This window comes from Polaribacter cellanae, from assembly GCF_017569185.1.
Lineage (GTDB): Bacteria > Bacteroidota > Bacteroidia > Flavobacteriales > Flavobacteriaceae > Polaribacter > Polaribacter cellanae.
This window is the reverse complement of the sequence record NZ_CP071869.1, coordinates 3,648,985-3,673,817: the sequence shown is the minus strand read 5'-3', so window position 1 is coordinate 3,673,817 and position 24,833 is coordinate 3,648,985. Positions and strand designations below refer to the sequence as shown.

The following is a 24,833-nucleotide window of genomic DNA, read 5'->3' as shown; positions in this document are numbered from 1 at the left end:
AAAGATTAAAAAATTATGATAAACGACGATAGAAAAATACGCGAAAAACTAGACCAAAAAACTTGGAACGAAATAAAAACAAACGATTCTTGGGCCATTTTTAAAATTATGGCAGAATTTGTGGATGGTTATGAAAAACTGAGTAAAATTGGTCCCTGTGTATCTATTTTTGGATCGGCAAGAACAAAACCAGATCATCCTTACTATAAATTAGCAGAAGAAATTGCTTTTAAATTAACGCAAAATGGTTATGGAGTTATTACTGGTGGTGGCCCTGGGATTATGGAAGCTGGTAATAAAGGAGCTAACAGAGGAAAAGGAACTTCTGTTGGTTTAAATATTGAGTTGCCATTCGAACAGCATGACAATCCATGGATAGATCCAGGTAAAAGTTTAGATTTCGATTACTTTTTCGTTCGTAAAGTTATGTTTGTAAAATATTCTCAAGGGTTTATTTGTATGCCAGGAGGTTTTGGAACTATGGATGAGCTTTTCGAAGCAATCACCCTAATTCAAACAAAAAAAATTGGACGTTTTCCAATTGTTTTGGTGGGCTCAAAATTTTGGAGCGGTTTATTAGATTGGATTAAAGATATTTTAATCACAGAAAAAAATATTGGTTTAGAAGATTTAAAATTATTTAGAGTTGTAGATACTGCAGACGAAGCAATTGAGCACCTAAATAAATTCTATGCGAAATATCAATTAAAACCAAACTTCTAAAATATTATTGAAAAGAATTTTTGTTCTTTTTATATGATTTTGCACTTGTTTTGTATTTGTACAAACCAATATAAAAACTATGTTTTGTAATATATTACAATTAAAATACCGAAAGTAAAAACAGACACTTACAGACCCTTAAAATTTGTAAAAAATTAATTGAAAAAAAACTTATACATATCGTTTTTGTGCTGTATTATTTCATCTTGTTTGTTTTCTCAACAAAATGAAATAAAAATAAAAGCCAACTTAAATGTTGCTGAAGACATTTTACAAATACAGCAAGAAATTGTGTATTACAATAATTCTGACACAGAATTGAATAGTATTTTTTTGCATAATTGGGCAAATAGTTTTAAAGGAAGAGAAACACCACTCTCTAAACGTTTTATAGAAGATTTTAGAAAAGATTTATACTTCTCCAAAGAAGAAGATTTAGGCTATTCTAAAATAAAAAATATTTCTATTAACTTTAATAATAGTATTTATAAAGAGTTAGAAAACCAACAAGATATTCTCGAAGTATATTTAGAAAACCCCTTAGAACCTCAAAAAAGTGTTCACATTAACATTACTTATATTGTAAAAATTCCAAACGCAAAATTTACAGGTTATGGAAAAAATAATAATGGATATCATTTAAGATACTGGTATATAACTCCTGCAATTTACAAAGATGGTTGGCAAATAATGAGCAATCTTAACCTAGACGATTTATTTGAAAATACCACCAATTTCAACATTGAAATAAAGACACCAAATTACCTTACTCTAGAAAGTAGCTTACAACAACATAAAAGCAAAAAAGAAAATTTAACTGTTTATAATTTATATGGAAAAAATAAAAAAGACGTTATTCTAAGTTTTCAAAAAACACCTACCTTTAAAAAATTCTCTACAAACTCTCATGCCATTTATACAGATGTTATAGAGGAAGAGCTAGATTGTAACTTAACTGAAGATGTTTTAGGAAGAGAAATTCAATTTTTAAATAGTTTCTTAGGGAAATTTTCTATCGACAAAATTTTTATTGATAAAGCGACTCAAAGCAAAAATCCTGTTTACGGATTAACACAGTTACCCGATTTTATTAATCCTTATTCAGATATTTTTAAATACGACTTAAAAATGTTTAAAGCCATTTCTAAAAGATATTTAAAACAAACTCTATTAATAAATGAAAGAAAAGAATACTGGTTATTAGACGGTTTGCAAAATTATTTAATGTTAGAATATGTAAATAAATTTTACCCAGACATTAAATTATTAGGAAAAGTTAGCGACAATTGGTTTTTAAAAAGGTACAATATATCTAAATTAAAATTTAACGAAAAATACCCATTAATTTATCAGTTTACAGCAAGAAAATTTTTAGATCAATCTTTAATAACACCTGCAGATTCCTTATCTAATTTTAATAGAAAAATTGTTAGTAAATACAAAGCAGGTTTAGGTTTTAATTACTTAAAAGGCTATTTAGGAGACGATATTTTAGATAAAAGCATTTTAAACTTTTACCAAGGAAATAAATACAAAATAACTTGTGCTACAGATTTTCAAGAAATGTTATCTAAAAATACCAACAAAGATATTGACTGGTTTTTTGAAAGTTATTTAGGTACGAACAAAAAAATTGATTATACAATTGATAACGTTAAAGAAGAAAAAGATAGCTTAAAAGTTACCATTAAAAATAAACGAAACATTACTGCTCCTATTGCTTTTTATGGCTTAAAAAACAAAGAAATAAAACTTAAAAAATGGTTTACAGATATCGATTCTACAAAAACAGTAAGAGTCGCAAAAGGCGAATTCGACCAGTTAGTTTTAAATTACGAAAACATTTACCCAGAATACAACACATTAGACAACTGGTACAACACAGATAAAAATCTTTTTAACAAGCCATTTAAATTCACATTAATAAAAGATGTAAAAGCACCAAACTACAATCAGTTATTTTACCAACCTAATGTGGCTTATAATTTTTACGACGGATTAATTTTAGGAATGAAATTCCACAACAAACCACTCATAAAAAGAAATTTAGAATTTAGAATATCTCCTGCTTATGCACTAAAAAGTCAAATGTTAAATGGCTCTTTTTCTATTTTATACAATCAGTTTTTCGAAGAAACCAGTATCTATAAAATATCTTATGGAATTGCAGGAAGTACGTTTCAATATGCCCCCAATTTATCTTACAGTTCCTTAAACCCGTTTGTAGATATTCAATTTAAAAGAAAATCTTTAAGAGATGCCACAAGCGAATTTATTCGAGCAAAAGTTGTACATATAGACAAAGAAGTATCTCCATTAGAAGTAAAAACAGAACAAGATAATTACAATATTTTTAGTTTGAGCTATAATTATATTAATCCTGATATTATTAAAGAATTACGCTATAACTTTAGCACGGAATTCTCCAAAGATTTTTCGAAAGCGGCGATCGATTTTAGGTATCGTAAATTAACCTCAACAGATACACAATTAGATTTTAGAGTTTTTGCAGGTGCTTTTTTACACAATAATTCACAAGGAAATTATTTTAGTTTTGGTTTAGACAGAGCAAACGATTATTTGTTTCAGCTTAATTATTATGGACGCTCAGAAGCATCAGGAATTTTTAGTCAGCAATTTATAATTACAGAAGGTGGTTTTAAATCGGTTTTACCAACAAGATTTGCGAACCAATATATGTTATCCTTAAATTCGAGTATTGGTTTGTGGAGATGGGTAGAATTTTATAACGATGTTGCTTTCTTAAAAAACAGAAACGAACACCTGTTTTTTGGATACGAAAACGGAATTCGTTTGAACTTTATTCATAATATTTTCGAAATTTATTTCCCTATGTATTCCAATAACGGTTGGGAAATTACGCAAGGAGCATACCCTCAAAAAATACGATTAACTTTTACTGGAAATTTAAATAGAATTTACAACTTTTTTAGACGTGGATTCTTTTAAATAATTAAATTCACCAAAAACAAATATTCTTTATTATCATATTCGTAAATTATTTTATTAAAAACGATTATAATTACGATATTCTTAATATAAATTTATATTTTTAAATATCAACTAAAAAAACTATCTTTGCAAAAGACTAAATCTAAGAAAAATGCTACAGAAAACACTATCTAAAAATAAGACAGAACTTTCTTTTGAAGATTTTAAAGCAGAAGTTTTAAACGACTATAAGATCGCTAAAATTAGTAGAGAATGTAGTTTGCTAGGTCGTAGAGAAGTTTTAACAGGAAAAGCGAAGTTTGGTATTTTTGGCGATGGTAAAGAAGTACCACAATTAGCCATGGCTAAAGCCTTTAAAAAAGGCGATTTTAGATCTGGTTATTACAGAGACCAAACTTTTATGATGTCTCTTGGCGAGTTAACTGCACAGCAATTTTTTGCAGGTTTGTATGCACATACAAATATCGATTTAGAACCCATGTCTGCAGGAAGACAAATGGGAGGCCATTTTGCAACACACAGTTTACATGAAGATGGAAGCTGGAAAAATTTAACAGAACAATACAATTCTAGTTCAGATATTTCTCCAACAGCTGGTCAAATGCCACGTTTATTGGGTTTGGCACAAGCATCTAAAATATATAGAAACGAAAAAAGCGTACAGCACAAATCTAACTTCTCGAAGCAAGGAAACGAAGTTGCTTGGGGAACCATTGGAAACGCAAGTACAAGTGAAGGTTTATTTTTTGAAACCATAAATGCAGCAGGAGTTTTGCAGGTACCAATGGTAATGAATGTTTGGGACGATGAATATGGAATTTCCGTTCACGCAAAACACCAAACAACCAAAGAAAGTATTTCTGAGATTTTAAAAGGATTTCAACGAGATCAAAATAACAAGGGCTATGAAATTTTTGTAGTTAATGGTTGGGATTATGTTCAGTTAATGGACACTTATAGCAAAGCCGCAAAAATTGCTCGCGAAGAACATGTTCCTGTTTTAATCCACGTAAAAGAGTTAACACAACCACAAGGGCATTCTACTTCTGGTTCTCATGAAAGATATAAGGGAAAAGAAAGGTTGCAATGGGAAAAAGAGCACGATTGTATTGCACAAATGCGAAAATGGATTTTAGAATTCGAATTAGAAACCGAATCTGGAGAAACTTTACGCTTTGTAGATTCCGAAGAAGAGTTACTTATCTTAGAGAAAGATGCTAAAAAAATAGTAACTACTGCTAAGAGAAATGCTTGGAATGCTTATACTAATGAAATTAAAGAAGAAATAGCAATTGCAGCAAGGTTATTAGAAAAAATAGCTACAAAAAGTAAAAATGGTGCATTTATTTCAAAATTAAAAAGCGATTTAGAAAAAAATGTAGAACCTATTCGTAAAGATATTTTAATTGCAACCAGAAAAACACTTCGTTATTTAAGAGAAGAAGAGTTTGCAGAAAAAAAAGAGCTTCAAGAATTTATAAAATCTAGCTTAAAGAATGCTGCTTATAAATATTCTTCTTATTTAATGAGTGAAACCAATTTAGGTGCACTTCATATTAACGAAAACAAACCAACATATTCAGAAAATAAAAATATGGTAGATGCTAGAATTGTAATGAGAGACAATTTCGATGCCATCTTAAAAAAGCATCCAGAAGTAGTTATTTTTGGAGAAGATGCTGGTTTTATTGGAGATGTAAATCAAGGATTAGAAGGTCTTCAAGAAAAATATGGAGACATTCGTATTTCAGATACTGGAATTAGAGAAGCAACCATTATCGGTCAAGGAATTGGATTGGCAATGCGTGGTTTAAGACCCATTGCAGAAGTACAATATTTAGATTATTTATTATATGCGCTTCAAATTATGAGCGACGATTTAGCAACCCTTCATTATAGAAGTTTTGGGAAACAAAAAGCGCCATTAATTATTAGAACTCGTGGACACAGATTAGAAGGAATTTGGCACGCTGGTTCTCCAATGGGAGGTATTATAAATAATGTTCGTGGAATGCATGTTTTAGTGCCAAGAAACATGACCAAAGCCGCTGGTTTTTACAACACTTTATTAGAAGGAGACGAACCTGCTTTAGTAATTGAATGTTTAAATGGTTATCGTTTAAAAGAAGAATTACCAACGAATTTAGGAGAATTTAAAACGCCAATTGGCTTGGTTGAAACCGTAAAAGAAGGAACTGATATAACGATTGTTTCTTACGGTTCTACTTTAAGAATTGTTGAAGAAACTGCCAAAGAACTATTACAAGTTGGTATTGATGTAGAAATTATAGATGCGCAAAGTTTGTTGCCTTTTGATTTGAATCATGATATTGCAAAAAGTTTAGCAAAAACAAACAAATTATTAATTGTTGATGAAGATGTTCCTGGTGGAGCATCTGCATATATTTTACAAGAAGTTTTAGAAAAACAAAATGGATACGAATTTTTAGATAGCAAACCTGCCACCTTAACTTCGAAAGCACATAGGCCTGCTTATGGAACAGATGGAGATTATTTCTCGAAACCATCTGCAGAAGATATTTTTGAAAAAGTGTATGGAATTATGCATGAATTTAATCCGAATAAATTTAAGAGTTTGTATTAGAAACACTTATTTTTAATGAATATTTTTAAGCTCAAACATATTGTTTGAGCTTTTTTTTAACACATCATTTTACCAAGTTAAAATTGTTTTTGGTATTTTAGTAAACCTATATACTAACGAAACTAAATGATGAAAAAACTACTATTATTTTCTCTAATCCTCACTTTTACACTTTCCCTATCAACACAAGCACAAAGAAAAAATTCGAAGGACAAATCAAATCAAGATACTTCTAAAACTAAAAAAAGTAAAACTCCAAAATATTCGGATTTTGTTACTTCAGAAACCAAAACAGACGAAGGACTTTTTAAAGTACACGAAACAAAAGATAAGTTTATGTACGAAATTCCCAAATCTCATTTTGGAAAAGAAATGCTTTTGGTTACAAGAATTAAAGAATTACCTTCTGGTTTAGGTGGTGGTTACGTAAATGCAGGTTCAAAAATAAACACACAAGTGGTTGTTTGGGAACAATTTAAAAATAAAATTTTACTAAAAGTAAAATCTTACAATGCCATTGCAAACGACTCTTTACCAATCTATAAATCTGTAAGAGCAAACAATTTAGAACCCGTTATTTATGCTTTTGATATTAAAACTCAAAACTCAGATTCTACTGCTGTAATTGTAGATGTTACAAAGTTCTTTTCTACAGATGTTAAAGCAATTTCTGGTTTACCTTCCTCTTACAGAAGTAGGTATAAAGTAAGAAGACTAGATGCTTCTAGGAGTTTTATAAACTCAATTAAAAGTTATCCAAAAAACATTGAGGTTGTACAAGATTTCTCTTTTGATTCAGATGCTCCTCCAAGTAACAGAAGTACAAATACGATTACGATGCGTATCAATCAATCTATGATTTTATTACCAGAAAATCCAATGATGCCTCGTATTTACGACAAAAGAGTGGGTTATTTTTCTTTAGGAAATGTAGATTATAGTTCAGAAGCTTTAAAGGCAGACGACAAAAGATATATTAGACGTTGGCGATTGGAACCAAAAGATCCTGCTGCATATGCAAGAGGAGAATTGGTAGAACCTGTTAAACCAATTGTGTATTATTTAGATCCTGCTACTCCAGAAAAGTTAAGAAAATACATAAAGCAAGGTGTAGACGATTGGCAAACAGTTTTTGAAACTGCCGGTTTTAAAAATGCAATTATGGCAAAAATGCCACCAACAGCAGAGGAAGATCCAGAATTTAGTATGGAAGATGTTCGTTATTCTTCAATTAGATATGTAGCAAGTACTACAAGAAATGCAGTGGGACCAAGTGTTTCTGACCCAAGATCTGGAGAAATTTTAGAGAGTGATATTATTTGGTATCACAATCATTTACGTTCTTACAGAAACAGGTATTTATTAGAAACTGGCGCTGCAAATCCTTCTGCTAGAACTTTAAATACACCAGATGAAGAAATTGGAGATATGATGCGAATGGTAATTGCACACGAAGTTGGGCATGCTTTAGGTTTGCCACATAATATGGCTGCGAGTTTTGCATATCCAACAGATTCTTTACGTTCTGGAAGTTTTACTCAGAAAAACGGAATTGCAGCAACAATTATGGATTATGCTAGATATAATTATGTAGCACAACCTGGAGATAAAAACATTCGTTTTATAAGACAATTGGGACCTTATGACCATTATGCTATTAATTGGGGATACCGTAAAATTCCGAATATTACAAATCCAGAACAAGAAGTAAGAACTTTAGATAAATGGATTGCAGAAAAAGCTGGAGACCCAATTTATAGATTTGGTGCACAACGTTTCGACCCTTCTGCACAAACTGAAGGAATTGGAAACGACCAAGTAAAATCGAGTACTTATGGTGTAAAAAATCTTAAAATTGTTGCTAAAAATTTACCAAATTGGACTTCCAATCAGACTAATAATTATAACGATTTAAGTGAATTATATGGCGAATTGTTAAGTGTTTGGAGCAGATATGTTGGTCATGTTGCTGGAAATATTGGCGGAATTTACGAGTACAACAAAAAACCTGCGCAAACTGGAGATGTTTACGAACCTGTTTCCAAGGCAAAGCAGAAAGAATCTTTAAATTGGTTACTTAAAAATGTTTTTGAAACTCAAAATTGGTTATTAGATAAGAATATTTTAAACAAAATTAACGAGACTGGCTATACAGATAGAATGCTTAGTTATCAAAACAGAAGCTTAAGAACTCTTTTAAATAGCAGCACTTTAAAAAGAATGATAAATGCAGAAATAATCGATGCAAATACCTATGCAGCTTCAGATATGGTAAGAGATTTAAGAAGAGGAATTTTCTCTGAAACAAATGCTACTAAAAATGTAGCTGTTTTTAGAAGAAACTTACAAAAATCTTTTATTTTAGTTTTAGGTTCTTTATTGAATACTAAATCCACAAATAATTCTGATATTTCTTCCATAGCTCGTGGAGAATTAGAAAGCTTAAAGTATCAATTAAATGTTGCCAGTAAAAGAGCGGTAAATAGAATTACAAAATACCATTACAAAGACGCTTTGGCAATGGTTCACAAAATTTTAGACCCTAAATAAAAACCTTTTTATTCAAAATAGTTTTTCCTATTGCGCACTCTAAACAACGTTTGGGTGCGCAATAATTATTTTTAAGCTCTAATAAAGCCTGAGTTTCAAAAGCATTTTTAGCAGAAACATCAACTTCATTAAATTTAGAAATAATACTATTTTTTTCGGGTTTTATCTTTTTGAGAATACTTAAAAAAGATTCTTCATCTACTACTCCTCTACTCTTTTGATATAAAAATTTTAAAGGAATTATAGTATTTATAATTAATAAATCGATAAATGATTTTGTTAATTTTTTAGGGGAAGATTTTGATGTTGATTCAAAATTATAATGTGTTTTCCAAAACGGATGAACCTCAACAGCAAACAACGCATAAAAATCTTTCAATTCTTCTAAATCTATCAACTTAGAAAATAAATTTTGCTGCTTATGAAACAATGAAACCAACTGAGCAATTCTAATGGTCGGGAAATTATTGGGTCGCATTCTAAAAAATGAAAAATTATTTTTAGAAATAACTTTCAACTTAAATTTGTATTTTAAGTATTTATATTCGTTTTTTAATTGCTGATGATATTCGTCTTCAATTTTATCTTCTAGAAATCCAGATTGCCCAAACAACAAAGCAGCAAACTGATTTTCCACAGAACTTACTTTTTTAATTATTGAAAAATCTACAGATTGTGCCAATCTTAAAAAAGCTTCTCCATTAACTTTCAAACCAAAATTTTTAGCCAATAACTGAAATAAAACAGCTTCAAAATTAGTATTTTCTTTGTCTAAAACATCTTTAATTTCTGCTGATTTTCTTTGTAAACGCTCAAAAAACAAACGTTCTTTCCAATTATTTAACGTAAAATCATCTACATTCGAGATAGAATTTTGGCAAGGAATCCAACTTATTGGTAATAAAAACAAATTTCTATAATTATTTAAAACATTTTCATTCACAAAATCTTTCAACACTAAAGTAGGCAAAGGCATGTTGTCTTTCATATAAATAGTCGCATCATTTTCCCAAACGACATGTAAAATTACGGCGTCGTAATTTTTATCTATTTCATGATTATGTAAATACCAATCAGAGGCTTTTACATGAATTTCCACATTCCCAGCCCAAGTTTGGCTTCCAATTTTTAATTGAGCATTTAAAAAGTCAGGCCCTGCATTTTTATTATGCAATCCCGATTTTAAAACCGTTAAAGCTTCATTTTCTAAAGTTTGTAAATCTATTTTCGAAAACAACCTGTATTTCCATAAATAATGCAAAAAATCTTCGTTCATTTTTAATTTTTCTTCAATTTAAAAAAAATATTGATATCAACATCAATTTTTAAAATACTTCCCATTATTCTTCTTCTATGAAAAGGTTTATTTTTGCAAACAAATAGCAAAATATATGAACATTATAAATAGTTTACAGTGGAGATATGCTGTTAAAAAATTCGATGCAAAAAAAACACTTTCACAAGTACAAATAAACACTTTAAAAGAAGCTTTTAACTTAACTGCGACCTCTTATGGATTGCAACCTTTAAAACTTTTAATCATAAACAATAAAGAAATTCAAAAAGAATTAGTAGCACATTCTTGGAACCAGCCGCAAGTTTTAGAAGCTTCTCATGTATTGGTTATTTGCGTTCCTAAAACTTACACAATAGAAGAAATTCAAAAATATTTTAGCTTGGTAAAAGAAATAAGAAATACACCCGATGCAATTTTAAATCCTTTTAAAGAATTTTTAACTGCGGAAATCAACAAAAAAACACAAGAAGAATTGCTTGTATGGAACAAAAAACAAGCGTATTTAGCTTTAGGAAACTTACTAACTGTTTGCGCTTTAGAAAATATCGATTCTTGTCCAATGGAAGGTTTTATTCCCGAAAAATACGACAAAGTTTTAAACTTAGAACAACAAAACCTACATTCTGTCTTAGTACTTCCTGTAGGTTTTAGAGCAGAAGACGATTATATGAAAGATTTAAAAAAAGTTAGGAAAAATATAACAGAAACAGTTATTGAAATCTCTTAACTTTACACAAGAAATAAAACAATATGATAAATTTAGAAATAAGAAATTTAGAGCCTAAAATAGTTTGGAATCATTTTGCTGACTTGAATGCAGTTCCTCGTCCTTCAAAAAAAGAAGAACGCGTAATACAGTTTATGGTAGATTTTGGTAAAAAATTAAACCTCGAAACTTTAGTGGATAAAGTTGGAAATGTGATCATTAAAAAACCAGCCACTGCTGGTATGGAAGATAGGCAAACCGTGGTTTTACAGAGTCATTTAGACATGGTGCATCAAAAAAATGCAGATACTAATTTCGATTTCGATACCCAAGGAATTAAAATGTTAGTAGATGCAGATTGGGTAACAGCAGATGGCACAACTTTAGGTGCAGATAATGGTTTAGGAGTTGCTGCAATAATGGCAATTTTATCTTCTAAAGATTTAGAACACCCAAATTTAGAAGCCCTTTTTACGATTGATGAAGAGACTGGAATGACTGGAGCCATGGGTTTAGAAGGCGGAATTTTAAAAGGAGATATTCTTTTAAATTTAGATACAGAAGAGGATGATGAAATTGGAATGGGTTGTGCTGGTGGAATAGACATTACTGCTACAAGAAATTATACTGAAGAAAAAACTCCAGAAAATTCTGAAGCATTTTCAATTACTGTAAAAGGTTTAAATGGCGGACATTCTGGAATGGACATTGTTAAAGGTTTAGGAAATGCCAACAAAATAATGAATCGTATTCTGTTTGATGGTTTTACCAACTTCGAATTAAGAATTTCCGAAATTAATGGTGGTAGTTTGCGAAATGCAATTCCTCGTGAAAGTGTTGCTGTTGTTACTGTGGATTCCATTTCTAAAGAAGCTTTTTTATTAGAAACCAAACTACTTATTAACACGATAAAAGAAGAATTTTCTTCAATTGAACCAAATTTAACGATTGAAATTACAAAAACAGATACTCCTGAAAAAGTGTTGGAATTAGCAATTCAAGAAGGTTTTATAAAAGCTATTTACGCCGCTTTAAATGGAGTGTATAGAATGAGCCCAGATATCGATGGTTTGGTGGAAACATCTAATAACATCGCCAGAATAATTGTAAAAGATGGTCGAATAAAAGTAGGTTGCTTAACAAGATCGTCTTCCGAAAGTAATAAATTCGATTTGGCAAATTCTTTACGTTCTAGTTTCGAATTGGCTGGTTTCGAGGTTAATTTCTCGGGCGAATATCCTGGTTGGCAACCCAATGTAAATTCAGCAATTTTAAAAGTGGTAGCTAATTTATATGAAAAATTACATGGCGAAAAAGCAATTGTTGCAGCTTGTCATGCTGGTTTAGAATGTGGTATCTTAGGGCAAAATTACCCAGAAATAGATATGGTTTCTTTTGGGCCAACTATTAGAGGAGCACATTCGCCAGACGAACGTGCAAGTATTTCATCTACACAAAAATTTTGGAAGTTTTTAGTAGAAATTCTAAAGAATATTCCAAAAAAATAATCGAAAAGCAAAAGCCTAAAACCGAAGATTTTCTTCGGTTTTTTTAGGATGTGATTTGTGAAAAAAGAATCAAAACACACATGCAATACATTAAAATACAGTGTTTTAAAACTTTATCCTTTTGTTAACATCTTTCGTTTCTAAAAGTCATAAAAAAACGTAATTTTACATTTATAAAAATAGCATTATTTTAATGGGCAAAATTATTGCAATAGCAAATCAAAAAGGTGGCGTTGGAAAAACGACAACCAGTATAAATTTAGCAGCTTCTTTAGGTGTATTAGAGAAAAAAGTATTGCTAATTGATGCAGATCCGCAAGCAAATGCTTCTTCTGGTTTAGGTGTAGATGTAGAAACTGTAGAATCTGGAACATATCAAGTTTTAGAACATACCATTTCTGCAAAAGATGCTACTGTTAAAACAACATCTCCAAATGTAAATTTAATTCCTGCACATATCGATTTAGTTGCCATTGAAATTGAATTGGTAGACAAAGAGAATAGAGAGTACATGCTAAAAAAATCGTTAGACAAAATAAAAGACGATTACGATTTTATTATTATAGACTGTGCACCTTCTTTAGGCTTAATTACTTTAAACTCTTTAGTTGCTGCAGATTCTGTAATTATTCCTATTCAATGCGAATATTTTGCATTGGAAGGTCTTGGAAAACTATTAAACACAATTAAAAGTGTCCAGAACATACACAACACTGGCTTAGATATCGAAGGTTTACTATTAACAATGTTCGATTCTCGTTTGCGCTTATCTAACCAAGTAGTAGACGAAGTTCGTAAGCATTTTAGTGCCATGGTTTTCGACACAATTATTAGAAGAAATACACGTTTGGGTGAAGCTCCAAGTTATGGTGAAAGTATTATTGCTTACGACGCAACCAGTAAAGGTGCTATAAATTACTTAAATTTGGCACAAGAACTTCTTAAAAAGAATTCATAAGATGGCAAAAGCAACAAAAAAACAAGCTTTAGGTAGAGGATTGTCTGCTCTTTTAAAAGAATCTCCCAACATGAATGCTGCAACCGATAAAAATGCAGAAAAACTAGTTGGAAATATCGTAGAACTTGAGTTAGATTCAATTGATGTAAACCCATACCAACCAAGAACATATTTCGACGAAGAAGCACTTAGAGAACTGGCTAGTTCCATTAAAGAACTGGGTGTTATTCAACCCATTACAGTTAGAAAATTAGACGGAAATAAATTTCAGTTAGTTTCTGGAGAGCGTCGTTTTAGAGCATCTAAATTAATTGGAAACAAAACAGTTCCTGCTTACATAAGATTGGCAAATGACCAAGAAATGCTAGAAATGGCATTGGTTGAAAACATTCAGCGAAAAAACTTAGACCCAATTGAAGTTGCCCTTTCTTACCAACGTTTAATTGACGAAATTCAATTAACACAAGAAGAATTAAGTGCCAGAGTTGGTAAAAAAAGATCGACAGTAACTAATTATTTACGTTTGTTAAAATTAGACCCTATTTTACAAACAGGAATGAGAGATGGATTTATTTCTATGGGACATGGTCGTGCAATGATTAATGTAGAAAATACAGAAGATCAATTAGCGATTTACGAAAAGATTTTAAGAGAAAAATTATCGGTAAGACAAACCGAAGATTTGGTAAAAAACTTAAAATCTGGCAAAGTTGTAAAACCTAAGAAAAAAGTAGTACCTAGTTTTGTTAAAAACAGTGTAAAAGAAATTAGCGAATACTTTGGGCATAAAGTAGATGTAACTGTTGGTAGCAATGGTAAAGGAAAAATATCGATTCCCTTTCATTCTGAAGAAGATTTTAATCGAATAAAAAACTTATTAAAATAAGTGTTTTTAAAGAAAAACATATTCATTTTATTCCTTGCATTTTTTTCTTTGCATTTGTACTCTCAAAAAGATTCTACAAAAGTAAAAAATGTAAAAGTTCAAGGAAAGTTGTTTGTGCAAGAAGGTGTTTACAAGCCTTTAGCTCCAGCAAAAGCAGCATTTTATTCAGCAGTTTTCCCTGGTTTAGGTCAAATTTATAATAAAAAGTACTGGAAAGCACCTATTGTTTGGGCGGCTTTAGCAGTTCCTGCGTATTATTACCAAATAAATAATAACGAGTATAAAAGATTTAGAACGGCTTTTAAGTTAAGAGAAGCTGGTTTAAAAGACGAGTTTATTTTAGAAGATGGTTCTACATTAGTTTCAGACGAAACTTTAGAAAGAGCACAAAAACAACTAAGAGAAAATAGAGATTTATCGTTGCTATCTGGGATTATTATTTACGTACTACAAATAGTAGAAGCGAGTGTAAATGCACATTTGCTTCAATTTAACACGGATGATAATTTATCTTTAAAACCAACCTTTATTATGGATCCAATGCAGTTCGAGGCTCCAAAAGTTGGTTTAACTTTTAAATATAATTTTTAAGATGAAAATTGCATTATTAGGCTATGGGCGAATGGGAAAAGAAATTGAGCAAATTGCAATTTCTAGAGGACATAAAATCGTTATAAAAAAAGATGTGAATGACGTTATAGATATTAATTTAGCAGATGTCGCGATTGATTTTAGTGTACCAACTTCTGCTTTCGATAATATTACAAACTGTATTAAAAACAACGTTCCTGTAATTTCTGGAACAACAGGCTGGTTAGATAAATATAAAGAGGCTGTTGCTTTGTGTGAAGAAAAAAAAGGTGCTTTTATTTATGCTTCAAACTTTAGTTTGGGCGTAAATATCTTTTTTGAATTGAACAAACAACTCGCAAAAATGATGAGTAATTTAGAAGATTATAACATTTCTATGGAAGAAATTCATCATACAAAAAAATTAGACGCTCCAAGTGGAACCGCAATTACTTTGGCAAAAGGAATTATAGATAATTCTTCGAAAACAATGTGGGAATTGGATAAAAAAACAATTGAACACAGCATTCCAATTGTAGCGAAAAGAATCCCAGAAGTTCCTGGAACACATACAGTTTGGTATAAATCTGAAGTAGATACTATTGAAATAAAACATACTGCACACAGTAGAAAAGGCTTTGCTTTGGGAGCTGTAATTGCAGCTGAATGGATTTTAGGAAAAACAGGCGTTTTTAATATGAAAGATGTGTTAAACATCAGTTAAAAACTGTAACAGAATTAGATTAAAATCTTCTAATTAAAAATTTGATAATATCTCCTCGAGCGCAATCGAGAGGTTATTATTTATAGAATTGAAATTATTTTTAGTACAACTTAGGTCTCGAATGCGCTCGACCCAACAAGAAATAGAACGATTATGACATTTACAGAATGGTTTATCTTTTTTTTAGTGATTCAAGTAATCCACTTTTTAGGAACTTGGAAACTATATGTAAAAGCAGGTAGAAAGGCATGGGAAGCAGCAATTCCTATTTATAACGGAATTGTTTTAATGAACATAATTAACCGTCCAAAATGGTGGATTATCTTGTTGTTTATTCCTATTGTAAACTTATTAATGTTTCCTGTAATTTGGATTGAAACCATTCGAACTTTCGGTTTTTACAAAAAATTAGATTCACTTTTAGTAATTGTAACTCTTGGATTGTATATTTTTTATATCAATTACGGAACAGATGCGACTTATAACGCAGAAAGAAGCCTAAAACCACGTTCTGAGCTTGGTGAATGGGTAAGTTCTATTGCTTTTGCGATTATTGCTGCTACTTTGGTGCACACCTATTTTATGCAACCATTTACCATACCAACTTCTTCTTTAGAAAAATCGCTATTAGTTGGAGATTATTTGTTTGTGAGTAAATTTCATTATGGAGCGAGAGTTCCTTCCACAGTTATTGCAGCTCCAATGGTACACGATTCTCTGCCATTTACAGGAATTGCTTCTTATTTAAAAAAACCACAATTACCTTACACAAGATTACCTGGACTTCAAAAAATTAAAAATAACGATATTGTATGTTTCAATTGGCCTGCAGATTCTTTAAAAACAATGTGGGGCGATAACTCTGGAGAATATACCTACAAACCTGTGGATAAAAGAACAAATTACGTAAAACGTTGTGTTGGAATTGCAGGAGACTCTTTAGAGCTAAAAGATGGTTATGTATATATCAATGGAAAGAAAAATAAACTTCCTTATAGAGCTAAAATTCAGTTTTATTATACGTATGAAGCAAAAAAGCCAATAGATAGAAATACATTTCCTAAGTTTTTAATCAATAAAGAAAGAACTGGAGTTTATAAAATTTTAACGGAATATTGGAAGAATCCTAAAGTACAAGATGCACTTAAAAAAGGCGGAAATTTATCTAAAATAGGTTCAGATTCTTTATATACTGAAGTTGCTGGTGGCGTTTCGCAAAGTTTAGCTACCAAATTAAAAATGACTTCTGTTGAAAATAAAATAAATATTAATTTAACAGAAGAAGAAGTTGCTCGTTTAAAAAAATCTCCTTTAACAGTCTCTGTTAAAAAAATAAATCATGGAGCAGATAAAGCTATTTTTCCTCATGTTGAAGAGTTGGGTTGGAGCCAAGACAATTTTGGTCCAATTTACATTCCTAAAAAAGGGGCAACTGTAAAGCTCGATGCTAAATCTTTACCTTTTTATGAGCAAATTATTAAAAATTACGAGAATAATAATATCTCTTCAGTTGGTAATGATATTTATATCAATGGAGAAAAAGCAGATTCTTATACTTTTAAACAAGATTATTATTGGTTAATGGGAGATAATAGACATAACTCTTTAGACGCTCGTTATTGGGGATATGTTCCTTTCGATCATGTTTTAGGAAAACCTGTTATGATTTGGTTTAGTTGGGATGCAAATGCACCCACTTTTGGAGCAAAAATTAAATCGATAAGGTGGGATAGAATATTTACCACTGTTGGTGGAGATGGAGAACCTGTTTCTTATAGATATGTTGTTTTCGGTTTAATTGCCTTATATATAGGTTATAGTTTCTATAGAGGAAAGAAAAAGAAAGCCTAAAATAGTTTGCAGTAAGCAGTAACAGTATACAGTTCTAAAAAATACTGAATACTGAGACTGAATACTGAGACTAAAAACTAAAAAATGGCATTATTTATTCCTACTTACTTCTCTCCTATTGCTCAATATTCCGAGATTGTAAAAACGGATACTGTTACTTTTGAGATGGAAGATAATTTCCAAAAACAGAGTTATAGAAATCGTTGCTACATTTTTAATAGTAATGGAAAACAACTTTTAAGTATTCCTGTAAAACATAAAATTACAAATGGAAGAAAAAAAACAAAAGATACTTTAATAGAAAATAATGTTCCTTGGCAAGACCAACATTTTAAATCTTTACAAATTGCTTACAGAACTTCACCTTTTTTTGAGTTTTTTGAAGATGACCTTGCCATTATTTTCGAAAAAAAATATAAATTTTTACAAGACATAAATATCGATACTTTTTTATTTATTATAGATGCTCTTCAATTTGATATTAACTTTATACAAACTACAACTTTCAACTTAGATCCTAAACAACAAGATTTTAGATATTTAGCAGAAGTAAAAAAGCAACCTGAAAAATTAGTAGATAAGTATATTCAAATGTTTGACGATAAACATGGGTTCCTACCAAACCTCTCTGTATTAGATTTGCTTTTTATGGAAGGTCCAAACTCTGTATCGTATTTGTAAAAAAATATTAAATTAAAAGCCTAAATTCAAATATTATTGCAAGTTCTTGATAGGATTTTAAATACCTTTGTTTATATTTTATTCTCCTATGATTCTTATTATTAAATAAATTTTATTTTAAAACAGGCTTTTTATCTTAATAAAATGACTTTAAAAATTCTTATTCATTATGGTTTGCATTTTATTGTACCCTTATATATTGCATTTTTCTTTTATCGAAAAAAATGGAAATTAGTGTACTTTATTTTTTTAGCAAGCATGTTGGTAGATTTAGACCATTTATTGGCAACGCCTATTTTCGAAGAGTTTAGGTGTAGTATTAATTTTCATCCATTGCATTCTTACATTGCCATTGCTTTTTACTTTTTAGGAACATTTTTTAAGAAAACAAGAATCCTTTCTTTTGCTTTATTATTACACATGTTTACAGACTATTTAGACTGTCTTTTGTAGAATTTTTGTAGTAAAATATCAAACTCGTTAGAGATATTTAATTTAAAAATTAAATAAATGTAAATAACTGTAATTAAAATACTTTTTAGAATAATATTGATGATTGGATGAATTGGAAACTCCCATATAAAAATATTATCGACTGGAAAATCCCAGAAAATAAAACCAAAATACAATCCTGCAATTATAAAAAACATTTTAAAGGTTTTATTAGTAAAAGGTGTAATAGAAAATTTCTTTTTTACAAAATACAATTTAAATGTATTTGCACATAGAATTACAATTAAAGTTGCTAATGCCAAACCATTTGTTCCCATATCTAATTTATAATAAAATAATTTATTTAAAAGATACACCGAAATTGCCATTATTAAACTTGATGGTAACGTTATTTTATAAAACTTAGAGTTGTTTATAATTGCACCATTATTTCCTAAAAAACCATTATACATTTTTAAAAAAGAAATCATTAAAACAACCAATGCACCACCTGCGTATTCTTTTGGCAGTAAGCTAAATAACTGATTTAAATTCGCATTTACCAACACAAAAAACAAACCACTAATTAACAATAAATTTATAGAGCTTTTTTTATATAAAGAAGCGACTTCTTTATGATTTTCTTCGTTTAGTGTTTTAGACGTTAATGGTTGTAATATATTTAGCATGGCTCTACTTGGTGCCTCAATAAAAGAACCAATAAAAACTGCAACTGAATAATAAGCAGCTTTTTCTATAGCTTCTTTTCCAGGAATCATAAATTTATCGATATCTAAAATTATAGCTCCTGCACTTCCTGCCATAATTATATATAATGAAAAACGTAAAACTTCTTTAAAGTTTTTAGGTTTTGTTAAACTTAATTTAGGAAAGTATAATGAAAAGGCATAAAACATCATTACAAACATTCTTAAAAAATAGGCACCTGTTAAATAGTATATAAACTCTGCCTTCGTTATCCATTGAAAGTAAACTGCAAATAGTAAAATCATAACCACAACTCTATTCCATAACTCTTTTAAAATATTACCAAAAACAGATTGAAATTGAACTTTCGCCCAAGCATAAAAAACCTCGAAATAAGCACAAGTAAATGCAATTAAATAAATAATATAAGTATAATTTTTAATTATTGGGTTTTCTACTGAAAGGTAATTACTAATTTGTTCGTAAAAATAATTGCCTATAAAACCAATAGGCAATGCTATAAATAATGGTAAAAATAATACTGCAGATAAAAATTGATCTTTTTCTAATTTGGTAAAATAACTTGAGTAAAACTTTATAATCGTATGATGAATTCCGAAAGCAATAAAAGGCATTAATAAGTTAGAGGTTGATAAAAGAAACGTAACCAAACCATAATACTCATCTTCTAAAAAACGAGTGTATAGAAAAAGTGTATTTATTCCACCAAAAGCAAACCCTAAATATATAAAAAGTGTATTTCTAAAAGATTGTTTTAAAACAATGCCCATTTATGTGTTTATTTTTTTGATGATTTCTACTAATTTCTTCGTCAATTCTTTACGATGATATTGTTCGATATTCTTCGTATTTACTTCTAAACTGCCTTTTTTATATTGGTTGTATAGTCTTAAAATTTCTGAAGTTAATTTTTCTTCATTATTATAATTTACAACAACTCCAGCATTGGTTTCGCTTAAAATTTCTGCTAAATCTCCATTTTCGGAAGCCATTGCTAAGATAGGTCGTTTTGCGGTTAAATACTCAAATAATTTTCCTGTTAAAATCCCTTCACTTTTAGCAACATTCGGAATTAACAACAACAACACCTGAGATTTTTTCTGACAAGCAATCGCTTTCTCATGAGAAACATAGCCTTCGAAATTCGAATATTTTATTAAATTGTTCTTAACTATTTCCTGCTTTACTTCATCTGCAATGTCTCCTGTAAAATTTAATTGCAAGTCGTTTTTTAAATCTTCGTTTTCTTGCAATAATTTTTGCAATACTTTAAATAACAATTTAGGATTACTCTGTTTTGGCAACAGACCAATATAAGAAATTGTGAATTTTTTATCTAAAATAATTGCTTTATTTTCTAAAACCTCATCATCGAAACCATTTGTAATTACTTCAACATTCGAAGCGGTTTTTAAAAATTCTTTTTTTAAGGATTTACTTACAGTTAAAACACAATCTGCATTTTTTAAAACGGATTCTTCTAACTTTCTGTTTTTGTTCTTCGCAAATTTACTTTGCTTAAAGTCTTTTGCGTAATACAAGTCTGTCCAAGGATCTCTAAAATCTGCAATCCATTTTATGTTGTTGTTTGTGTGTAATTTTTGTGCAATTAAATGCATGCTGTGGGGTGGTCCTGTGGAAATAATTACATCAACTTTATTTTTTAAAAGATACTTTTGAAGAAATTTTACAGAAGGTTTTACCCAAAATATTTTTGGGTCTGGAATAAAAACATTTCCTCTTAAAAAAGACAAGATTTTATTATTACCCAAATTAGAAACACCTTTGTTTTGTTTATTTTTCTTCTTCCAAAATAAAATATTTTGTGGATTCCAAATGGGTTGTTGTAAAACCGTTATTCCTTTTGGAACTTCTTTGATTAGAGAAACATCTTCTTTTGGGTAATTTTCGTCTTTAACAGTGTACACAACAGGTTCAATACCAAAATCTTGTAAGTATTTTACAAATTTTAACCAACGTTGAACGCCAGAACCACCTGCTGGAGGCCAATAATATGTAATTATTAAGACTTTCAATTTGCTAAGTTATCGTATAAATCGATTAGTTTTTTAGAGGTTTGCTCCCAACAGAATTCATTTTTAATAAATGTTGCCCCATTTTTACCTAGAGTTTCTCTCAAATTTTTATCGTTATAAAGTTTTAAAACTTTATTGGAGAAATCTTCGACATCTTTTTGGGTATGTACGAAACCTGAATTCGCTTTTTTAACCAATCTTTTTTGTGCAATTGCATCGCTCACTAAAAGTGGTTTTCCCAAACTCATGTATTGAAAAATCTTATTTGCATACGCAACATCGTGTTGTAAATTTCTATGTAAAGGAGAAATACAAATAGCACTTGCCATAATATACGATTGGAATAACGAAACATCTTGCCAACCTTCGAAATCTACAAAACTTTCCAATTTTAACTCTCGAACTTGCTTCATTAAAATAATGTCTGTGGTGTTTTTACCAACAACAACCAACTTAATATTCGGAATTGTGTTTTTTAAAATTTTTATTGCGCTAATAGCAGTTTGTAAACCTCTTCTTAAATGCGTGTCTCCTAAATAAAGCAACACAAAATCGTTTTTATACTTCTCTATTATTTTACTATCGAGTGTGTAATCTTCAAAAAAAGATTTTCTAATGGTGTTTGGCACTAAAACCAACTTCTTTTCGCAAGTAGGAATTCTAACTTTTAGAGATTCTAAAAATTCTGGAGAAACTGAAATTACTGTATCTGCTTTACGGATAAATTCCTCTTCTTTTTTTTTCCATTTTTTTGGAGAAATAATATATTTTCCAGGAAATTTCTGCAAATGAGGATACAATTTCATAACCTCTGGCATGTTATCATGCAAGTCTAAAACAACTGGAAGATTGTGTTTTTTGTTCGATTTAAGTACTGCTTCTGCAATTCGAATGTCATGAATATGCAAAGCTTCAATCTTGTTTTGCTGAATAAATGTATCGATTTTAGCTTTCATCAACATAGAATATACTGGAATTGTATATGCCAAAGCAGACAATTTATATTCTAATTTGTTAGATAAAAATCTTTTTATTTGAATTCCGTTTATAATTTCAAATTCCTTTTCATCATTATATTTTAAACAGAATAAAAAAACTTCGTGTCCGGAATTAACTAAAGAAACCGCTTCATTTTCAACCCTTGGATCTGGTGGAAATGGAGCGTCTAAAATCATTCCAATTCTCATGATTTCTTTTTCTTTTTCTCTTCATAAAAACACCAACCAATGGTTATTAAAAACAACAAACCGTAAGAAGAAAGCGATACTATTTTTCCTTGCTGAATTACTTTCGGCTCAAATTTAAACTCAATTGTATGTTCTCCTGCTGGAATTATCATTCCTCTTAACACATAATTTACTCTAAAATGTGGCATTAAAACACCATCGATATAAGCATTCCAACCATTTTTATAGTAAATTTCAGAAAATACTGCAAACTGCTCTTTTGCTGTTTTAGATTCGTATGTGAGTTCGTTTACTTTGTAATTCGTCAATTTTATAACTGCTGTGGAATCTTTTTCCAAAGGTTTGTTCAATTGAATTTTTCCAAAATCTTCTTTTCGAACAACTACCTCTTCTTTTGTATTTAAACTATCCAATACTTTTATTTCTGCATTGGCAGTTTGCACTGGAATTATAGAATTTACAAACCAAACATTTCCATTTGCATCTTGGTTTTGTTGTGCTTGAGGTTTTCCTTTATCATCTGCAACAATAATATATTTCGTGTTTAACATGTTTAAAACCTCCATGTTATTTTTCGCGATTTGGTAGTCGAACAATTCTTGGTAGCGCATCATTTTTGCGGCATGATACCCACCAATAGAATTATGAAAATAGGAAGTAGCCCCATCATTCATAGGATCTGTTGCGAAATTTGCAACTCTATAATGACTTTTGTCCTGGTTTATTAATTTATCTGCTTCTGAAGCTACAAATGGTTTTTCTATTTTTCTTGCTTGTTTAAAATCGTCTTCATTTACATACTTTTTATCCACAGAAATTAAATCGAAAACAACTAAAACTAACAAACCCACAATGGCAAAATTTTGTTTTAATTTTCCTTTTAAAACCATCCAAAGTATGCCTGCTGAAAGCGCTACTAAAACTAAAGAACGTAAAGTGTCTGTTAAAAGCATCGATTTTCTATCGGCAATTACAGCTTCTTTTAAACCTTCTAGATTATTGTAATTACTATCTCGTAAACCTTCGAAAGTAGAAAACATGTGTGCCAATAAAAATCCTGCAATAATTAATCCTCCAAAAACATACGCTGCTTTCTTTAATGCATTTAGTTTTTCTTCTGAGGTAATTTTTGTTGAGAAAAACTCTTTTAAGGCTAAAATCCCTAATAAAGGAACACACAATTCTGCAATTACTTGTATGGAAGAAACCGCCCTAAATTTGTTGTAAAGTGGCACATAATCGATAAAAAAGTTTGTAACAATTTCGAAATTTCTTCCCCAACTTAATAGTATAGAAAATATTGTTGCTGCAACCAACCATTGTTTCAATCTTCCTTTTACTAAGAAAAGCCCTAAGAAAAAGAGAAAGAAAATAATCGCTCCAATATAAGCTGGTGCTTCTAAAATGGGTTGATCTCCCCAATAAGTTAAAACTTGTTCGGAATAATCGTTCGCCGCTTTTTTACCTGCTTTGTCTTCTATAAGTTGATAAAAATTAGAATTTTCTCCTAATTTCTCTACAGTTCCTCCACCCATAAAACGTGGAATAAACAAACTAAATGTTTCTAATTTTGCATAACTATATTGTGTAATGTATGCTTTATCTAAACCTTTTGTAGGTTCTTTTTTGCTGCCATCTGGCGCAATTGTTAATTCCGATTTTCCTCTGGTACTTGCATCAGAATATTCTTTCATTGCCATTAAACGTGGCGCATTTACACCAATTCCTAAAACAACGGCTGCAAGAATTACAACTGCTTGTTTTATAAATGCTGGTAGTGTTTTTTCTTTGAATGCGTTTATGAATTCTACAATTCCTAAAATTAAAATCGAAAACCCTAAATAATAGGTCATTTGTATGTGGTTGGCGTAAATTTCTAACGCCATTGCCAAACCTGTAACAATAAAACCAAGAATATATCTTTTTTGAAAAACCCACAAAATACCTGCTAAAACTAAAGGCATGTATGCAATTGCATGTGCTTTTGCATTATGGCCAGCTCCAAAAATAATAATTAAATAGGTGGAGAAACCAAACGCAAGTGAACCTAAAATTGCCAATCGCCAATTGATTTTTAAAGCCATCATTAAAACAAAAAAGCTTAAAAAATATAGAAAAGTATAGTCTGCTGGTCTTGGTAAAAAACGTAAGGCTTTGTCTAAACTTCTTACAAAATCGTTCGGGTAATAAGCACTTAGGGAATAAGCAGGCATTCCACTAAAAGATGCGCCTGTCCAATAAGGTTCTGTGTTATTTTCTGCACGAAAATCGTTAATGTCTTTTACCATTCCTCGAAACTGAGTAATGTCTGACTGGTTTAATTTCTCGCCTTTTAAAACCGGATGAAAATAAATAATAGATGCCAATATAAAAATGACGATTGCTATTATGTATGGCAAAAATTTGTTCAATTTCAT

At 30.2% G+C, this 24,833-nt stretch carries 18 protein-coding genes; 13 read left to right on the top strand and 5 right to left on the bottom strand.

Translation table 11 applies throughout. From position 1 onward, the window contains the following. The first annotated feature begins 15 nt into the window (after positions 1-15). From J3359_RS16320 to J3359_RS16305, 4 genes are all read left to right on the top strand, one after another. Positions 16-723, top strand: a complete 708-nt coding sequence (locus J3359_RS16320) for an LOG family protein (protein WP_208078146.1) — start codon at positions 16-18, stop codon at positions 721-723. Positions 724-933: 210 nt separating this feature from the next. Next, complete coding sequence (locus tag J3359_RS16315; protein WP_243765945.1) at positions 934-3,693, top strand: gluzincin family metallopeptidase; 2,760 nt, start codon at positions 934-936, stop codon at positions 3,691-3,693. 154 nt (positions 3,694-3,847) lie between these two features. Next, positions 3,848-6,301 carry an alpha-ketoacid dehydrogenase subunit alpha/beta gene (locus J3359_RS16310; protein WP_208078144.1) on the top strand — a complete coding sequence of 818 codons (2,454 nt, stop codon included), beginning with the start codon at positions 3,848-3,850 and terminating at the stop codon, positions 6,299-6,301. A 129-nt stretch (positions 6,302-6,430) separates the two neighbouring features. Next, positions 6,431-8,851 (top strand): zinc-dependent metalloprotease, encoded by a 2,421-nt coding sequence (locus J3359_RS16305; protein WP_208078143.1) that lies wholly within the window; start codon positions 6,431-6,433, stop codon positions 8,849-8,851. Here the strand turns inward: J3359_RS16305 and J3359_RS16300 are convergent. Then, the gene (locus J3359_RS16300) at positions 8,844-10,127 is read right to left on the bottom strand and encodes a DUF2851 family protein (RefSeq protein ID WP_208078142.1); all 1,284 of its coding nucleotides are present in this window, start codon (positions 10,125-10,127) and stop codon (positions 8,844-8,846) included. The two genes, J3359_RS16305 and J3359_RS16300, sit on opposite strands and share 8 nt — an antisense overlap. Positions 10,128-10,242: 115 nt before the next feature. Here J3359_RS16300 and J3359_RS16295 point away from each other — a divergent pair, with 115 nt between their 5' ends. From J3359_RS16295 to J3359_RS16255, 9 genes are all read left to right on the top strand, one after another. Continuing rightward, the gene (locus J3359_RS16295; RefSeq protein ID WP_208078141.1) at positions 10,243-10,875 is read left to right on the top strand and encodes an NAD(P)H-dependent oxidoreductase; all 633 of its coding nucleotides are present in this window, start codon (positions 10,243-10,245) and stop codon (positions 10,873-10,875) included. Between the two features lie 26 nt (positions 10,876-10,901). Beyond that, entirely contained in the window at positions 10,902-12,362 is a 1,461-nt protein-coding gene (locus tag J3359_RS16290; RefSeq protein ID WP_208080512.1) for an aminoacyl-histidine dipeptidase, read from the top strand. A gap of 193 nt (positions 12,363-12,555) precedes the next feature. After that, positions 12,556-13,320, top strand: coding sequence for a ParA family protein (locus J3359_RS16285; protein WP_208078139.1), 765 nt, complete (start codon positions 12,556-12,558; stop codon positions 13,318-13,320). 1 nt (position 13,321) lies between these two features. Next, complete coding sequence (locus tag J3359_RS16280) at positions 13,322-14,206, top strand: ParB/RepB/Spo0J family partition protein (protein ID WP_208078137.1); 885 nt, start codon at positions 13,322-13,324, stop codon at positions 14,204-14,206. Beyond that, a complete protein-coding gene (locus J3359_RS16275; RefSeq protein WP_208078135.1) occupies positions 14,207-14,797 on the top strand; it encodes a DUF5683 domain-containing protein in 591 nt (196 codons plus the stop codon). Position 14,798: 1 nt separating this feature from the next. After that, the gene (dapB, locus tag J3359_RS16270; protein WP_208078133.1) at positions 14,799-15,500 is read left to right on the top strand and encodes a 4-hydroxy-tetrahydrodipicolinate reductase; all 702 of its coding nucleotides are present in this window, start codon (positions 14,799-14,801) and stop codon (positions 15,498-15,500) included. A gap of 153 nt (positions 15,501-15,653) precedes the next feature. Then, complete coding sequence (gene lepB / locus J3359_RS16265) at positions 15,654-17,351, top strand: signal peptidase I (protein WP_208078131.1); 1,698 nt, start codon at positions 15,654-15,656, stop codon at positions 17,349-17,351. Between the two features lie 84 nt (positions 17,352-17,435). Continuing rightward, positions 17,436-18,032 (top strand): WbqC family protein, encoded by a 597-nt coding sequence (locus J3359_RS16260; protein ID WP_208078129.1) that lies wholly within the window; start codon positions 17,436-17,438, stop codon positions 18,030-18,032. A gap of 144 nt (positions 18,033-18,176) precedes the next feature. Further along, complete coding sequence (locus J3359_RS16255; protein WP_208078127.1) at positions 18,177-18,485, top strand: DUF6122 family protein; 309 nt, start codon at positions 18,177-18,179, stop codon at positions 18,483-18,485. Here the strand turns inward: J3359_RS16255 and J3359_RS16250 are convergent. The 4 genes from J3359_RS16250 to J3359_RS16235 are packed head-to-tail and all read right to left on the bottom strand — an operon-like array spanning position 18,464 to position 24,833. Then, on the bottom strand, positions 18,464-19,963 hold the full coding sequence (locus tag J3359_RS16250) for a lipopolysaccharide biosynthesis protein (protein ID WP_208078125.1): 1,500 nt from the start codon (positions 19,961-19,963) through the stop codon (positions 18,464-18,466). The two genes, J3359_RS16255 and J3359_RS16250, sit on opposite strands and share 22 nt — an antisense overlap. Further along, a complete protein-coding gene (locus J3359_RS16245) occupies positions 19,964-21,229 on the bottom strand; it encodes a glycosyltransferase family 4 protein (RefSeq protein ID WP_208078123.1) in 1,266 nt (421 codons plus the stop codon). Then, positions 21,226-22,416, bottom strand: a complete 1,191-nt coding sequence (locus tag J3359_RS16240; protein ID WP_208078121.1) for a glycosyltransferase — start codon at positions 22,414-22,416, stop codon at positions 21,226-21,228. Before J3359_RS16240 ends, J3359_RS16245 begins: the two co-directional genes overlap by 4 nt. Next, positions 22,413-24,833: a YfhO family protein gene (locus J3359_RS16235; protein WP_208078120.1), complete on the bottom strand. Its 2,421-nt coding sequence runs from the start codon at positions 24,831-24,833 to the stop codon at positions 22,413-22,415. Before J3359_RS16235 ends, J3359_RS16240 begins: the two co-directional genes overlap by 4 nt.

Coding starts and splice junctions, on each gene's coding strand:
- J3359_RS16320 (WP_208078146.1), top strand. CDS start 16: ATGATAAACGACGATAGAAAAATACGCGAAAAACTAGACCAAAAAACT.
- J3359_RS16310 (WP_208078144.1), top strand. CDS start 3,848: ATGCTACAGAAAACACTATCTAAAAATAAGACAGAACTTTCTTTTGAA.
- J3359_RS16305 (WP_208078143.1), top strand. CDS start 6,431: ATGAAAAAACTACTATTATTTTCTCTAATCCTCACTTTTACACTTTCC.
- J3359_RS16300 (WP_208078142.1), bottom strand. CDS start 10,127: ATGAACGAAGATTTTTTGCATTATTTATGGAAATACAGGTTGTTTTCG.
- J3359_RS16295 (WP_208078141.1), top strand. CDS start 10,243: ATGAACATTATAAATAGTTTACAGTGGAGATATGCTGTTAAAAAATTC.
- J3359_RS16285 (WP_208078139.1), top strand. CDS start 12,556: ATGGGCAAAATTATTGCAATAGCAAATCAAAAAGGTGGCGTTGGAAAA.
- J3359_RS16280 (WP_208078137.1), top strand. CDS start 13,322: ATGGCAAAAGCAACAAAAAAACAAGCTTTAGGTAGAGGATTGTCTGCT.
- dapB (WP_208078133.1), top strand. CDS start 14,799: ATGAAAATTGCATTATTAGGCTATGGGCGAATGGGAAAAGAAATTGAG.
- lepB (WP_208078131.1), top strand. CDS start 15,654: ATGACATTTACAGAATGGTTTATCTTTTTTTTAGTGATTCAAGTAATC.
- J3359_RS16260 (WP_208078129.1), top strand. CDS start 17,436: ATGGCATTATTTATTCCTACTTACTTCTCTCCTATTGCTCAATATTCC.
- J3359_RS16255 (WP_208078127.1), top strand. CDS start 18,177: ATGACTTTAAAAATTCTTATTCATTATGGTTTGCATTTTATTGTACCC.
- J3359_RS16250 (WP_208078125.1), bottom strand. CDS start 19,963: ATGGGCATTGTTTTAAAACAATCTTTTAGAAATACACTTTTTATATAT.
- J3359_RS16240 (WP_208078121.1), bottom strand. CDS start 22,416: ATGAGAATTGGAATGATTTTAGACGCTCCATTTCCACCAGATCCAAGG.
- J3359_RS16235 (WP_208078120.1), bottom strand. CDS start 24,833: ATGAAATTGAACAAATTTTTGCCATACATAATAGCAATCGTCATTTTT.